The 14,114-nt window shown below is 57.6% G+C and carries 12 protein-coding genes and 1 tRNA gene; 8 read left to right on the top strand and 5 right to left on the bottom strand.

All coding sequences use genetic code 11. The annotated features are described in order from the left end of the window. The first annotated feature begins 5 nt into the window (after window positions 1–5). The 7 genes from AC1D1M_RS17310 to AC1D1M_RS17280 are packed head-to-tail and all read left to right on the top strand — an operon-like array spanning window position 6 to window position 8,324. Window positions 6–1,616, top strand: coding sequence for a phage tail-collar fiber domain-containing protein (locus tag AC1D1M_RS17310; RefSeq protein ID WP_477776592.1), 1,611 nt, complete (start codon window positions 6–8; stop codon window positions 1,614–1,616). 9 nt (window positions 1,617–1,625) lie between these two features. Beyond that, entirely contained in the window at window positions 1,626–2,336 is a 711-nt protein-coding gene (locus tag AC1D1M_RS17305; RefSeq protein ID WP_477776591.1) for a DUF4376 domain-containing protein, read from the top strand. Next, a complete protein-coding gene (locus AC1D1M_RS17300) occupies window positions 2,333–3,253 on the top strand; it encodes a hypothetical protein (RefSeq protein ID WP_477776590.1) in 921 nt (306 codons plus the stop codon). Before AC1D1M_RS17305 ends, AC1D1M_RS17300 begins: the two co-directional genes overlap by 4 nt. Continuing rightward, the gene (locus AC1D1M_RS17295; RefSeq protein WP_477776589.1) at window positions 3,250–3,792 is read left to right on the top strand and encodes a baseplate complex protein; all 543 of its coding nucleotides are present in this window, start codon (window positions 3,250–3,252) and stop codon (window positions 3,790–3,792) included. Before AC1D1M_RS17300 ends, AC1D1M_RS17295 begins: the two co-directional genes overlap by 4 nt. Then, entirely contained in the window at window positions 3,789–4,499 is a 711-nt protein-coding gene (locus AC1D1M_RS17290; protein WP_477776588.1) for a hypothetical protein, read from the top strand. The genes AC1D1M_RS17295 and AC1D1M_RS17290 overlap by 4 nt, the downstream gene beginning before the upstream one ends. Continuing rightward, window positions 4,472–5,422 carry a hypothetical protein gene (locus tag AC1D1M_RS17285; protein WP_477776587.1) on the top strand — a complete coding sequence of 317 codons (951 nt, stop codon included), beginning with the start codon at window positions 4,472–4,474 and terminating at the stop codon, window positions 5,420–5,422. The genes AC1D1M_RS17290 and AC1D1M_RS17285 overlap by 28 nt, the downstream gene beginning before the upstream one ends. 1 nt (window position 5,423) lies before the next feature. Beyond that, complete coding sequence (locus AC1D1M_RS17280) at window positions 5,424–8,324, top strand: hypothetical protein (RefSeq protein ID WP_477776586.1); 2,901 nt, start codon at window positions 5,424–5,426, stop codon at window positions 8,322–8,324. Between the two features lie 802 nt (window positions 8,325–9,126). Here AC1D1M_RS17280 and AC1D1M_RS17275 read toward each other — a convergent pair. Then, complete coding sequence (locus AC1D1M_RS17275; RefSeq protein WP_477776585.1) at window positions 9,127–9,423, bottom strand: hypothetical protein; 297 nt, start codon at window positions 9,421–9,423, stop codon at window positions 9,127–9,129. 14 nt (window positions 9,424–9,437) lie between these two features. Beyond that, the gene (locus AC1D1M_RS17270; RefSeq protein WP_477776584.1) at window positions 9,438–9,683 is read right to left on the bottom strand and encodes a hypothetical protein; all 246 of its coding nucleotides are present in this window, start codon (window positions 9,681–9,683) and stop codon (window positions 9,438–9,440) included. Window positions 9,684–10,371: 688 nt separating this feature from the next. Between AC1D1M_RS17270 and AC1D1M_RS17265 the strand changes: the two genes are divergently transcribed. Next, complete coding sequence (locus AC1D1M_RS17265; protein ID WP_477776583.1) at window positions 10,372–11,202, top strand: hypothetical protein; 831 nt, start codon at window positions 10,372–10,374, stop codon at window positions 11,200–11,202. A 748-nt stretch (window positions 11,203–11,950) separates the two neighbouring features. Here AC1D1M_RS17265 and AC1D1M_RS17260 read toward each other — a convergent pair. From AC1D1M_RS17260 to AC1D1M_RS17250, 3 genes are all read right to left on the bottom strand, one after another. Beyond that, window positions 11,951–12,024, bottom strand: a tRNA-Gly gene (locus AC1D1M_RS17260). 178 nt (window positions 12,025–12,202) lie between these two features. Further along, window positions 12,203–13,087, bottom strand: coding sequence for an alpha/beta fold hydrolase (locus tag AC1D1M_RS17255; protein ID WP_477776582.1), 885 nt, complete (start codon window positions 13,085–13,087; stop codon window positions 12,203–12,205). A 314-nt stretch (window positions 13,088–13,401) separates the two neighbouring features. Next, complete coding sequence (locus AC1D1M_RS17250) at window positions 13,402–14,094, bottom strand: pseudouridine synthase (RefSeq protein WP_477776581.1); 693 nt, start codon at window positions 14,092–14,094, stop codon at window positions 13,402–13,404. Window positions 14,095–14,114: the final 20 nt, after the last annotated feature.

The raw sequence follows: 14,114 nt of genomic DNA, 5'->3' as shown, positions 1-14,114 counted from the left end.
CCCCCATGGCAGCTAGCATTACCCTTGCCGGAGAAAGCCTCATTGCCCAAAAGCAAGGCGCCCAGGAGGTTCTGGACGTTGCTCGCTTCGTACTGGCCAACGTGCCGGCCCTCGATCCGAATGCGCCCGTCGACCGTGCGGCGCCCAAACCACCCGCCGACCAGATCGTCTACACCGCCAATGTCGACCGCAAAGGCTATGTGAACCCGCGCCAGGTGATTTACAGCCTGATGGTCGGTTCTGATGTCGGTGACTGGGACTACAACTGGATCGGCCTCGAGTCGGCCGAAGGGGTGCTGGTCGCAGTGGCTTACGTGCCGCTGCAGCAAAAGCGCAAGAACATCCCGCCGCTGCAGATCGGCAACAACATCACCCGCAACTTCTTAGTGGAGTTCAACGGTGCCCAAGCACTGACTGGGATCACCGTCGATGCCAGCACTTGGCAACACGACTTCACCGTTCGGCTGAACGGCATCGATCAGCGCGAGCGCTTGAACAATCGGGACACATTCGGCCGAGTTTGCTTTTTGGCTGACAGCCTGCAGATGAAACGTAGCTTCGGTCTGTACCAACTCAAAGCGGGCATTGCTTACGTTGAGGGGATCCGCGTCGAGTTGTCTGAGCCGACCCTGGTGCAGTTGCCGGCGTTGCCGGTTAAAGCCTGGCTGGACGTTGCGCTGGCCCGGGATACCAATGATGTGGTCGCCACCTGGAACGTCGTCTTTGGTGCGGCGAAGGCTGACTACACCGACGGCAATGGGATCGTGCATTACGTGGTGGAGCTGGCCAGCGTGGCCATCTCGGAGGAGATCTCAGACCTTCGCGTGTTCGAACCGATCACCGGCGCCCTGGTGAAACACTTCGCTGCACAAAATGGGGATTACGAGAACCTGCGCGCCCGGGCTACGACCAAGGACGACGTCGACCTGGGCAACCTGCCTAATTCCAAAAGCGACGACCCGGGTACCGACAGTAGCGAGATCCTGGCGACTACCAAGGCGCTGAACGCGCTGCGCAAGGTCATCGATGACTCCGAAGTAGGGCGCATCGGCACGTTTGCTATGGCCACACCGCCGGCCGGCTGGTTTCGGGCCAATGGTGCCGCGGTATCGCGCACGACGTATGCCGCGTTGTTCGCCAAGATCGGTACCACCTACGGTGCCGGCGACGGCGTCAGCACCTTCAATCTGCCGGATCCACGCGGAAAGTTTGTTCGCATCTGGGATGACGGACGGGGAATCGATGTCGGGCGAGCGTTTGGCAGCAACCAGGCTGATGAAATGCGCAGCCACAATCACTCGGGCAGCTCCGCTGGCGCCGGCGGCCATACACACGGTGCATCGAGCGACACCCAGGGCGCGCACACCCACAACGTCCACTACGGCGACCTCACCCCGGACGGTGCGGACTTTGGCACTCCGGGAGAACCACGAAACCCACTGAACGGGAGCGACTCTCCCGCCTTTGTAACCGCCACCACGTCAGCAGGTGCGCACGCGCACAACATCACCATAAATGCTGTGGGCGACCACTCGCACGTTATCACCGTCAACGCCACCGGTGGCAGCGAAACGCGCCCCACCAACATCGCGTTTCTCGCTTGCATCAAGTACTGAGGCCATCCCATGGACACGAAAATCGTCTATCAAACTGATCACCTGGGTATCTACACCGGCACAACCGTGGCCGATCGTTCGCCGCTGGAGCCGGATGTTTGGCTGATTCCTGGCGGGTGTGTCGAAGTTGCGCCGCCGGTGGTACCGCAACACAAGGCCGCGCTCTGGAATGGGAAGTGCTGGCAACTGGTCGACTCTTACCAAGGGCTGACGGTATACAACATCACCACCCGCGCTCCGATGGTGATCGAGCGTGTGGGCTCGCTTCCCGCCGGCTACACGCTGGAAGTGCCAGGCCCGGGGCAGATCTGGGGTGATAGTCACTGGATCGATGACATCCCGGCCGTGGTCGAGTTGCGCTACAGCGCGCAGCTTTTGATGGTTAATGCGGCCTGTCTGCAGGAGATCACTGGCGGATTTTGGTCGACGGCTCTGGGCGATCGGTATTTCTACGATTCCGAGCTTGAGGACCAGCTAAACCTGACTGGCATGATCTTGCGTGGCCTGGGTGGCGTGTATGCCTGCCGCGATGAGTTTGGGGTGAAAACCTTCCTGGATCACTCCAGCGATCAGCTTCGGCAGATTGGCGACGAGTTCACCGAGTTCAAGCTGCAGCGCCTGCGCAAAGCCAACGACCTCAAGCGAGCCTTGGCAGCGGCGCGATCGGCTTCGGATGTGGGCGCGCTCAACGCAGTGGCCTGGGAGACTGACCCGGTATGAGTTGGGACTCTATCACCCTGCGTTGGCCGGAGCAGTCCACCCAGTGGCTCAGCGGCCTCGATGCCGCCAAGGTCTTGGCCAGTAACGAACTGACCAGCACGGCACTGCGCCTGGACGGTCTGGCCGACTTGGCCACCACCTCACCCGGTCCCGTCGGTGCCGCCGCTGAAGCCGCCGTAGCCGCCGGCCGTGCCGCGCTGACCGAAGCCTTGGGCGAAGTGCCGGCTAGCCTGGTCGTGACGCCGTTTCAAAGTGGCGTGGGCCAGGGGCGCGGCTACCAGCGCTACCTGTCGGCTCCCAATCTGCTGCAGCAGCTGGGGGAGAAGCTTGAGGACACCGGCGATGATGGACGTCCGGCTGGCTCGCAATATGCGCTGGCGGTGATGTTCCTGGGCACGCGGTACGACCAGTTTGCCGCGACCCTGTCCCGATTTAATGCCGTGCTGCCGGTGCCAGACCTGCAGCGCGCAGAACGCCGAGCCAAAAACCTGTTCGCGCTGGACGCTGAAAAGTGGGAGCTGCCGACTGCTGGCACGCTGCCGCGTTGGGGTGAGTTGCCCCTGGAGCGGTGCACCGTGACCAAAGCCGCGACTCAGGCCCTGAACAGCCAGTTATCGGCCTTGGAAAGCTACGCGGACAGTTCGCCGATGGCCGATCTGGGTCGGTTGGCCACTCGCAAAGCCAACCAGGCGCTGGCACAGGCGCAGAAATTGGCCGATCTCAAGACTCAATTCGCCAATGGCAACGCCGACGACACCATGCGTGCGCGCCTCATCGGCCCAGGTAATGCCGCCGAATTGCGTCGCCAGCTGCTGCAGGGCGAAGCACCAGGTCACGAATGGGGGCTGTCTGCAGGATTGCTCCTGGTCGGGTCCCTGAAAGGGTTGGGCTTTGTTCGGGAATTGGTGGGCCTATGACCTTATTGCTCGATGGTGAACAGGTACGCGGCAAAAACCTCAAGGTCACCGCCAACCTGAGAATCGAAAGCGACGACTTGTCGGGACAGACCAGCAATACCGATTCGGCTCACAAAGGGTTCAAGCCCAAGACGCTGGCGGTCACTTTGCTGATCCCATTTATCGATGAGTCGAACCTGCGCAACCTGATGAGACTGGCCGAGGCGACCGGCACCGGTGGCCAGCTAAAAACCTACCGAGTCGTCAACGACACCGCGTCAGCGTTTGGTGTGCGCCAGGTGCAATTCTCCGACGGCGTCAGCGCCCGCGAAGACGATTCGATGAGGGCCTGGCTGGTTCAATTCACGCTGTCGGAAAAGCTCTCAAACCCGGAGCGTGTCGAGACCCGTCGAGCCGGGAAAGGTGTGACACAGCAAGGCGCCCCGGGGCAGTCCGTAACTGCACCAGGTGCAGCCGGAACCGGCGCGGCAGGGGAGGAGCTCACCGGCTTCGAAGTCACGTTGAAAAAGCTGGATAACTACTTGGGTGGTGGGTCATGAGCATGAAGCTGCATAAGGTGCTGACCATCGGCGGAGTGGTGTATCCGCTGGTCACGGATGACGTTCGCCTTGAACTGCGAACCCCCGGACGGGCAACGCTGACCATTCAGGCAGCGGCGCCGGTAAAGGGCTTGGTGACGCTCGATATTGGGTACAACGACAACCCGCTGCAGCGCCACTTTATCGGCTACGTCGAGCGCTGCACACCGTCCAACGCGATCGAGCAGGTGCTGTTCTGTCGCGAGCTGGCGGCGATCCTGGCCACCCCTTTACCGCTCAACCTGCGCCATGCGGATCTGAGCACGGTGCTGGGTGAAATCAACCAGAAAACCGGGCTGAGCTTTCGAGTCCCTGACAAGGCCTACGCCAAGGTTAAGGCCCCGTTCTTCTTCAACCTGGCGTCTGGATACCAAGCCATGGACAGCTTGGCCAAGGTGTTTGGCATCGCCGACTTCATGTGGCAGCAGCAGGGTGACGGCGAAGTGTTCGTGGGGAGTTGGAGCGACAGCTTCTTCGGTATCCGATCGTCGCTGCAGCTGCCGGTCGAGCTGTTCAATGGTTATCAAAACAATCAGAGCGCGATGATCGCGGCCCTTCCTGGGTTGCGTCCTGGTGCATCCATCAACCAAGGCGAGCGGATCACCAACGTGACGCTCACCGGCAACCAAATGGCGATCCGATGGAAGACGCAATCCGCCGCAGCGTAGAGCGGCAGTTTCCCGAACTCTCTGGTGGTTATCACCTGCCGCGATATGCCCGGGTAGCGGGGGTAGCTGATGCCCCGGCAGGTGCCGGGATCTGCGACGACTTCCGTCCGCGCTTCGCCGTCGACCTCGAACTACTGGGACCGGACGACGAGCCGGATCCAGATCTGCCAATGCTGGCCGGCGTGCCGCTGCCCATGCCCATGGGCGGGGATGAGATGGGGTTCTTCGGTTTTCCCGGGGAGGGCACGCGGGTTGTGGTGTGCTTCGCATATGGCATGCCCAGCAAGCCCTATGTTCAAACGATCCTGCCGCACGGTTTGAGCCTACCCAAGGTGCCCAAGGGCGACTTGGTGTGGCAGCACAGCGATGCCGCGCAGCAACGCGTCGACGCGGACGGCAACTGGCTGCGCCAGACCGATGGCCGGATCCGTGACCAGTCGATCGAGCGGGATGTGGAGAGCCTGACCAACACCGAACACCACCAGAGCAGCACGGTGGAGGTCGACGACCATTCGACTGAGTCAGTCGGTGGCATCAAGACGATCGAGGCGATTGGCGCGCTCAAGCTGCTGTCGGGTGGATCCGCCAGCCTGGCCGCATTGGATGACCTGCACCTGGCCAGCGGTCGAGATATCAACCAGGTCGTGGGCCAGAAACTGAACCTGGCGGTGGGTGGTGAGCTGCAGGAGCGAATCAAAGGCGCCCGCCGCAGTATCGCCCCCAAGACCTGGCTTGGCTCTGAATCGGTGAACGTCCTGCAGGTGCTGTGCGATTTGATCGACCTGGTCACCGAGATGAACGGCCAAATCGCTGCCCATGTCCACGGATCCGGTCCTGCCCCGACCAACGCCGCCGCCTTCACCACCAACGCCGGTACCGGCCTAGAGCTTAATGGGCAGCTTAAGCCCATCACCGGAGCCTAATTTGGAACTCAAGAACTACTTTGTCCAGGACGACGCGGGGAACATCCTTAGCGGAGCAACTTGTTACCTGTATGTACGGGGCACCGAGAGCCTCGTAGAAGAGCTACAGGAAGCTAACGGCTTGGCTCTGGGCAATCCTTTTGTGTCCGATTCACAGGGTCTAGTCCAGTTTGCCGCGCCCAACGGGCTTTATGACCTGCGGGCGGTAAAAGGTAACCGGGATTATCGGCTTCGGTTGCAGTTCAATGATGTGACAGAGACATCAGAAGCTATTCAGAATGCGGTCGGAGCGCTTGAGGAAAGGCTGAAAAATTCAACCGACCCGAGCAAAGGGGTAGGGATTCTGGGCTACCTGCCGGGCGGAGCTGGTGCGGTGGGCACTACTCTTGGAGAGCGGCTCCGGCGCGTCATCTACGTTGTGGACTACATGAGTCCTGCGGAAAGAGCGGACGCACTGCGATCCGCCCCCCTGCTCGATCACACCTTGGCTTGGCGCAAGGCCGTGGCAGCTTGCGCGGAGGGCGGCACCGTCTACGGCGACCCTCGCCATACCTACAGCATCAACTGGCAGCTGGATGGCTACTGCGTCCCGATCGAGAAAGGCATCACGATTGACCTACAGTGGGCGAAGTCGCGCTACAAGACGTACTCGGATGCGAACCCAGCCTTTATCCACTCCCCGGCCTTCTTCTTTCGGGGCAGCACGGGAGTTGCGAGAACTATCGTGCCAACCACTGGCCAGCCGGTCACTGTGACCTGCTCGACCCCTGCTCAAGCGGCGGACTTTGCAGCGGGCGACCGGGTGCTGATTACCACCGACGCCGCCCGCGTGCCGTGGAACTTCCCTGACGGCCTGTACGCCAGCTTTACCGGCTACGGCGAACTGCAAACCGTGCTAGCGGTCAACGTCGGCACGGGGGTAGTAACGCTGTCGCGGCCGTTGGAGGGTGTGTACCTGAGCACCGCCACCATCACCAAGCTGAATCTGCTCCAGCGCCCGAAACTGCTTAATGCGGGCGTGGCCATTGAGGTTGATCCGGGAGTCATCTCCACTAAGGCCCTGTCTGAGAACTGCGGCCACTTCGCCAGCTTCTATTGCTGCGAGAAGCCGGAGGCCACGGATATTTCAGTGGGTGGTTTCCGCTTGTTCGTCACCATGTTCTGGATGTGCTGGATGCCGCATGTCCAGCGCGTGAAAGGCTACCTGCCGAACCCGATCTACCCAACCAATGGTGGTCATGCTTACGTTATTCGGCACCACCTGTGTTTCGGGGCGTTGTCTTCCCATAACGAGGGCGTGGCTGTCCGGCACTTGATTGACTACACGACCTCGCACGGCTGTGTACAGCATGACAACGTGTGCCACGGACCGATTGCCGGGGCTTACGTGGCACATGGCCTTGGCGAGCGACGCATCACCAGCATGGATGACACTTCTCATGGGGGAGCAAGCGCCGGATGGAACTACGGCAATGAAGCGTTCCGGGGCGCTTACGAAGGTAAAATCAAACGGTTCAAGTACACCGGGGCTGGCGCTGCGATCAACGTGACCACGCTATCCGGTGACGTGTCGATTAGCGATCCCGATGTTCGTATGATTGGCGCGAGCGGTGCCGCGGTTCGTATTTCATCGGGTGCGAGTAACGTTCGGATCAAGGGTGGCATTCTCGATAAGTCCGCCGTGACTGTCGCCGGCGATGTTGTTTCAATCTTCCCCGCCTTCGGAACTTCGCAGGTGGTACCTGGGACATTGGTGCTGGCATCCGCCGCAATGGGCACTGATGCAGTCGTGACGGTGGTGATGTCGGTTGCCCACGGACTGGTGGTCGGCGATGGGATCTATGTGGGGATCCGCGCAGCGGGTAGCCCTGACAGTCAGTATGCGGGGCACTGGACCGTGGCCAGCGTGTCGACGACGTCCGTTGCCAATGACACCTTCACATTCGTGCGCACAGGCGTGACCACCGAAAACCTGTCCTATGCCGGGGTGACGAACCAGGTTTGGAGGGAGGCGAGCTTCAAGCCGGTGAACGGCGTGCGTATTACCGGAGTGCGTTTGGTGGCATCGCCAGTGGCGGGTTCGTCCACGGTTTCTGGTAGCTGCGCGGGTGAGCTGGAGATTGATGACTGCACGCACGTCATGAGCGCGCCAGGAGCGGCCATCGCCCTCGTCTCCAGGTACTCGGACGAGGCACCGCAGACGATCAAGCTCACGCGAAACTACTTCACCGGGGCCCATACCCGCAGCATTGACCTCGATGGCGAGTACGCGAAAAAGTCCCTGACGATTCGCGGGAATACTTCCAATGAGTACACGGATGCCTTCCTCAATTTGACGGGTACCGCGAGCCAAAAACGCGCTCGATATGTGATCGGCCGGCAATATGTCCTGGCTGAAAACAACACCGCCGCTGCCGCTCCGATCAATGGCCTGGTCACAATGGACCTGTGGAACGCGGTAGGACTCGGGGCATCGGTTTATGGCAACACRTATCCAGCGAACGCGGCCGTCGCCAACACCTATAACAAAAACTGGGAATACGGCTCCCTCACCCTCGGCCTTCAAGGCGGCAGCACGGCCGGTACCGCCAGCTACACCAGTCGCGCTGGCAACTACCAGATGGATGGCTACAGCCTGAACGTGCGTGGCCGGCTCAACTGGACGGGTTTTACCGGTACCGGGCAAATGCAGATCACTGGCATGCCTTACGACGCCGGCGCTTTCCCGATGCCGTGTGAAGTAGGCGACACCACCTTGCCATTTACCGGGCAATTAGCGCCTCGATGGTCCGGGAGTCAGGTTCACCTGCGTCAGCTGAATGGAGGGGTGCAACAGGACGTGCCAGTCAGTGCAAACGGGGATGTGTTGTTTTCTAGCCGATTGGCGCTTTCTGCAGCGTAAACAACAGCCCCTCGACGGAGGGGTTTTTTCTTGAACGAGCGCATTCGTTATCGGATACACAAAGTGTATGTTTTTATCGTCGTCGCTAGTGCATAAACTGTGGATAACCGAGATTTGCTATTGACTTACTCTTGACTGGGTAAATAGTTAACGACCGTTCGTCGGATAAATTCTGGATACAGGAGAGTTGTATCAAATGTGGTTCAGAAAAAGGAAAAAAATTCTTTCTCCCGGCAAACCCATGTAATCCGTGCGTTAGACCAAAAAACCGCCACTATTGTGTAGTGGCGAATAAGCGAAATTCGCCTGCGTAAACGCGAAACCCGCACAGGGTGCGGGTTTCGGGTGTATATCTTTGATGTGACATTGGTGCTGGGAACCTGTGGTAAAGTCCCTTCACCTGCTCACCAAGACATACTTTTGCAGCTTAGGAACTCAAAGGCTATGGCTTCGCAATGGACCCGTCAACATGAATCTAACGCTAAAGCGCTAAAGCGCTACAAACTTGCAAGTTTGTTATGTGGCCAGTTTGGTGGTTTTTTAAACTTGGGCGGTTAGTGATTGCCGGAAAGTTGCAAGAGTGAGCGGGATGCTCTGCATTTTGCTATGCGAGATGCGGGTTTCATCCATGCTTAGGAGTTGTTGCCAAATGAAGTCATTCATTCGGTTTCTTCCTGAAGAGCTGATTCGAGCGTTGCAGGCCGCCTATTGGTCTATCCGCTTGATCAGGATCATTCAGCAGTTGTAATGCAGTAACTGCAGGGGCCATCGGCCCCTGCTTTCATTTCAGCGCCAGACCTCATTACCCCAGCCGACACCACCACGACTGCGCATAGGCGCAACCGTCGATGTACTCAATGCCGCTTAACACGAAACCGGTAACCGCCATCCCTGCCAATGTAGCGTCCAGCAGTCGCGGTAAAGGATCCGGGTCGTTTGGCATGCCCACTTCTATACGAGCGACGTTAGCGCTTCGACCAAGCTCTCTGCTGTTCTCAGAATTCACCATCACATTCCCCCTGATCGGAGGATAGCGTCGCCGTTCCTGAGGCGTGAGCGCGATGCCATGGTGCCGCATGGGGGTAACAAGCATATGCATGAGACGGTCCCTATCTACTCGCCACTATGACGGTCGAGCAGCGCTTCCACCGCGTAGGCCAGCGCGCCGTCGGCTTGCTCCAGAAGATCGCTGAGATCATCCCGATCAATCACATGAGCTCGGTGCAGAGCGTATGCCTGAGTCAGCAGAGCTTTATGGTGAGCTCCAGGGTGATCGAGCAATGCGACATCATCCCGCAGCATTACTTCCCACAGCGCGATCGCCCTGGACTTATCAGTGGTCACTTGTTCCTGGTTCATCACCTGCACCCTCATCAGCTCATCAAAATACTGTATACATGAACAGTATATCAATGGAGGTGGTCGGACTACGTCTGTCCGATGAAAAGCCGACCAGGGCGAACAGTGAGCGCTGCGGAGGAAAAAACGTCCGGAGAAGAAAAAAACAGCTGAAAAAGCACTTATCCCCCTCCCGCCGACGGGCTTCGTGTCCTTTTTTTGTGCAAATCCGGTTGTAGTGCAAACGAACCCGCAGCCTAGGCGGGCCGTGGGGCTCGGCAGGTGATCGGCAATTTCACAAAATGCAAAGTTTTGAAAGGAAATGCAGTGCGATTGCACAGCTGCACTCAGGGCGGTCGCGGACTGGGAAGTGCTGGAACCCTTGGTTTATAAGGGAAGGAGCCTCGAAATCCGACTATTTTAGGTGTTTTAAAATAACAACAGCTCACGCTATCAGCGCTTGGGGTAGCGTGTTGATTGACAGTCGATGAGGTACCTACCCTATGCAATACGTGGCTTTCCGATCGACTGAGCAGTTTTGAATATTTGCATTTCGTTGAACTCACTACACGCATCATATTTGCGTTGAAACGGGCGGGTGGTTTCAAAAAAACTCGGAGAAATTATCTATTTTTTTTCAGCTGTAGTATGGAACGCTTAGAGACGAGTGATGTGCACTCGCTGACATTTCGAACAGGTAGGTGACGAAATGAATGAGTTAAGTCGGCATGTTGCATTGAAGCTGTCGCGTGCGGAGTCGCAGATAAAATCAGTGTGCGAATCAATTGTAGATTGGGCTACGTCCAACCCTCTAAAGGCAGAAGGCCGGATCCTTGATGACCACCTTGGATTTGAGCTTATCTTGAGTCCTTTTGCTGAAGCGCCACCGCAAGATAATTGGGGATTGACTGTTGGAGAATGTGCTCACAATCTCAGAAGCGCTCTCGATAACCTTGCTTTCGCCTTGGCTCGTTCCGAATGCGACCCTCCGCCGAAGCCAGGGAAACTTTCATTTCCAATTTATGCTGACAAAGCTGACTTTCATTCGAAGGAGCGCCAAAACCTTGAGCAATGGCCCGCCGGGGCAGCCGATTTAATAGAAAGTCTACAGCCATTTCAGCGGATCGGCGGACCGGGAGAAGGGCTTCCCGCCGACGACCCTCTCTTGCTGCTTCATTGGTTGAATATAATCGATAAGCACCGTGTGCCTCCGATCGCACTGATCGCGCCCAAGTCGATGAGTCCCGATTTGAAAGTGGATTTTTACACCGCCGAGGAAGCTTCGTTGAACGTTCCGCCCAATATGACAATCTGGGGTGGGGCACTGGTGCCCGGCGCAACTCTGTTGAAAATGACAACGGTGAGTCCACTTAAATCAGCCTCAATAGACTTCCAATGCGTGGCTGCCGTCTGCATCCTTCGCGATGGAGAGCCCTTACCAATAATTCATCTCCTAAACTATCTGTATGACTACACCAAGGGTGTGGTGTCCCGATTCGATTCTTTTTTCCCCAGCGGCGAAGAAATTCAGGATAAGTAGCATTCTCCTCAATACAGAAGCCCAACCGTCGATGGAAGCGATTCATTAGGCGGGGGCTTCCTCCCTGTATTGCATTTTCTAAAGGCGAGAAGAAGTTCTCCTGAAAGGGACGCCCTGAGGTTTTCAGCTGTTGCTTGAAAATGCGATCAGCAAGCACTGCCCTCAGGAATCTGTCCTAGAGCCCGGCCAGAAACTCAACGGCGAAGGCATTCGCGGCAGGGTAATTTCAACGATCTCTTGATTCCAGAATCTCAGCCAGGGGATAGGGCGAGCTGAGATTGATTCTTAAGGGGAGGGTGATCGTTTCAAAAAGAGCGATATCAGCTATATGGGGGTGGCAATGAGGCTGGAGGCCCCGGTTTTGCTGGGCTCTCGGTATTACAAGGGAAGGTAATATGAAGCGATATGAAAAGTAATATTTCTGTCAAACCCCCGGATTCATTGGGTTTTAAGGATTAGAAATATAGCTTTTAAGAAAGGTAATACTATCGCCTTCCTATCGCTTGAATATCGCCTTTTCCAAAAAACGCTGGAGGCCTTGATCTACAAGGGCTGTGGCTGTTTTTCGGAAGGGATATTACTAATATTACTGTTTTTTCGGACCCCCACGGATTTTAGGATTGGCACCTAGATGAGGGTTGGTATCAGGCTGTGCGGCTTTCTGCGTCAGTTCGCATCAAACGTCCCCCAATACGTCCCCCAGAGGAAGGTGGTAAAGGGTGAACAGCGCTGCAGGCCTTGAAAATAGTGGAGCGGGTGAAGGGAATCGAACCCTCGTTATCAGCTTGGGAAGCTGGAGTAATGCCATTATACGACACCCGCTCAGAGCGGTGACTTTGTACCAGATGTGCGCATGGAAATGAAGTTTTTCTTTGCACCAGACGGGTTTAGCGCAGGTGAAACCAAGCCTGGACCTCATGACGGTCGATCGCGGGCAAACCTCGCGCCTGCAGAATACGTTTAACGCAACAGGGCGGGGCTTGCTCGCGATGACGCTACTTCAGCTTGCCAATGCATGGTGGTCCTGGACGTAGTGGTAACGCGGTCGGCTTGCGTGTTGCGCTGGTTTCAGGAAGCCCATCAGTGCGTTGCGGCTGTCTCGGCAGGCGGCTTTGTGCTCCATGTCGAGAAAATGGCCGGTGGCCTGAATGGTACTGAACGTGCTGTGTTGCACGTGGCTGGCGAACAACCGGGCGTCGTCGGCGGCGGTGTATTCGTCCCATTCGCCGTTGAGGAACAGCAGCGGCACGTCGATTTTTTTCGCCGCGTGCAGGTAGCACTGGCGATCGCTGTGCAGCACATCGTTGATGTGGAAGTGCATCTGTCCGTACTCATGTTCGGCCAGGGAGCTGACGTGGCGATAGTTGAAGCGCTTGAACAACGACGGCAGGTGTTTGCCGATGGTGTCGTTCACCAGGTGCCCGACCCGGTCGCGGTCCAGGTTGCCGAGGTGTTCGACGCCGCGTTCGAGGTAGTCGAGCATGTGCGCGTTGATCACCGGGGAGAACGAGCTGATCACGGCTTTTTCGATGCGCCGTGGCCGTTGCGACAACGCCATCATGGTCGCGGCACCGCCCCAGGAGAACGACAAAACGTGCTCAGCGGCGAAGTGGTCGATCAGCTCAATAAGGATCTGACCTTCGATTTCCTTGGTGAGCATTTTTTCATGCAGGTTGTGGGCTTTTGACCGGCCCGCGTAGGGCTGGTCGTAGCAGACGACGTTGAACTGCGGATGGAGGTTTTTCACGGTTTGTGCAAACGACGCAGTCGTGGCCATCGAGCCGTTGACCAAGATAATGGTCTTCTCTGCGGCGTCTGCGCGATAGAACTCCGTGTAAACCCGATACTGACCCTGTATATCCAGCACAGCGATTTCTGGCCTCATGTCATAAGACTCCTGGCAAGCGGGTATGCGCGCAAATAGAGATTGCACGAGCTTTGTGACAGGTAGGCATACGCCTGGAATTTGAGAGGCCCATGTCGATCCATTGCAGTCCGGTCGACGGGTATTGTTATTGGCGGGCAGTCTGCCGGATGAGGCCGGAACCCAAGGGTTCCTACCGGCAAAAAGTTTCTTAGAAGTATGGGATGACTCGTCGGTCACATTTCGGCCGACGTCCTGATTCAAGCAGGGGTCACATCATTGCGCAAGTGCCGTTGGTAAATTGTTCGACAACTTTCTGCTGAGCGGTCGTGCGCTTAGATCGATCCGATCTCTTCATCGCTCAGTGGGCGGTATTCGCCCGGTTTCAACGTGTCGTCGAGCACCAGCGGCCCCATGCGTTCGCGGTGCAGGCGCATCACCTTGTTGTTGAAGTGACCGAACATGCGCTTGACCTGGTGATAACGGCCCTCGACGATGCTCAGACGCGCGGATTTTGGCCCGAGCAGCTCTAGTCCGGCCGGTTGCGTGGTGAGGTCTTCGAAGGCGAAGTACAGCCCTTCGTTGAATTTGATCGCGTATTCAGGGCTGATGTCCTGCTCGGTTTCGACGTAATAGACCTTCGACAGCTTGGTCTGCGGTTGGGTCAGGCGCCGCGACCAGTTGCCGTCGTTGGTGATCAGCATCAGGCCCGTGGTGTTGAAGTCCAGGCGTCCGGCGATGTGCAGTTCGTCCTTGTCCGGTTCATGGATCAGATCGAGCACGGTCGGGTGTTGCGGATCCCGAGTGGCGCTGACGCATCCGGCGGGCTTGTGCAGCATGAAGTGGCGCAGGGGTTTGCCGACTTGCAGCACGTCGTTGTCGACTTCGACGCGGCTGAATTCGCGGACTTCGCTGTGCGGGTCGCTGACGACTTTTCCGTCAACCCTGACGCGTTTTTCCACCAGTAACAGGCGCACCTGCTTACGGTTGAAGCACGGCAGGTTGCTGAGGAAACGGTCGACACGCATGACTTATGGATCGGTGAATA

This window comes from Pseudomonas sp. P1_F7 (genome assembly GCF_056405655.1).
This window is presented reverse-complemented; position numbering and strand designations above follow the sequence as displayed.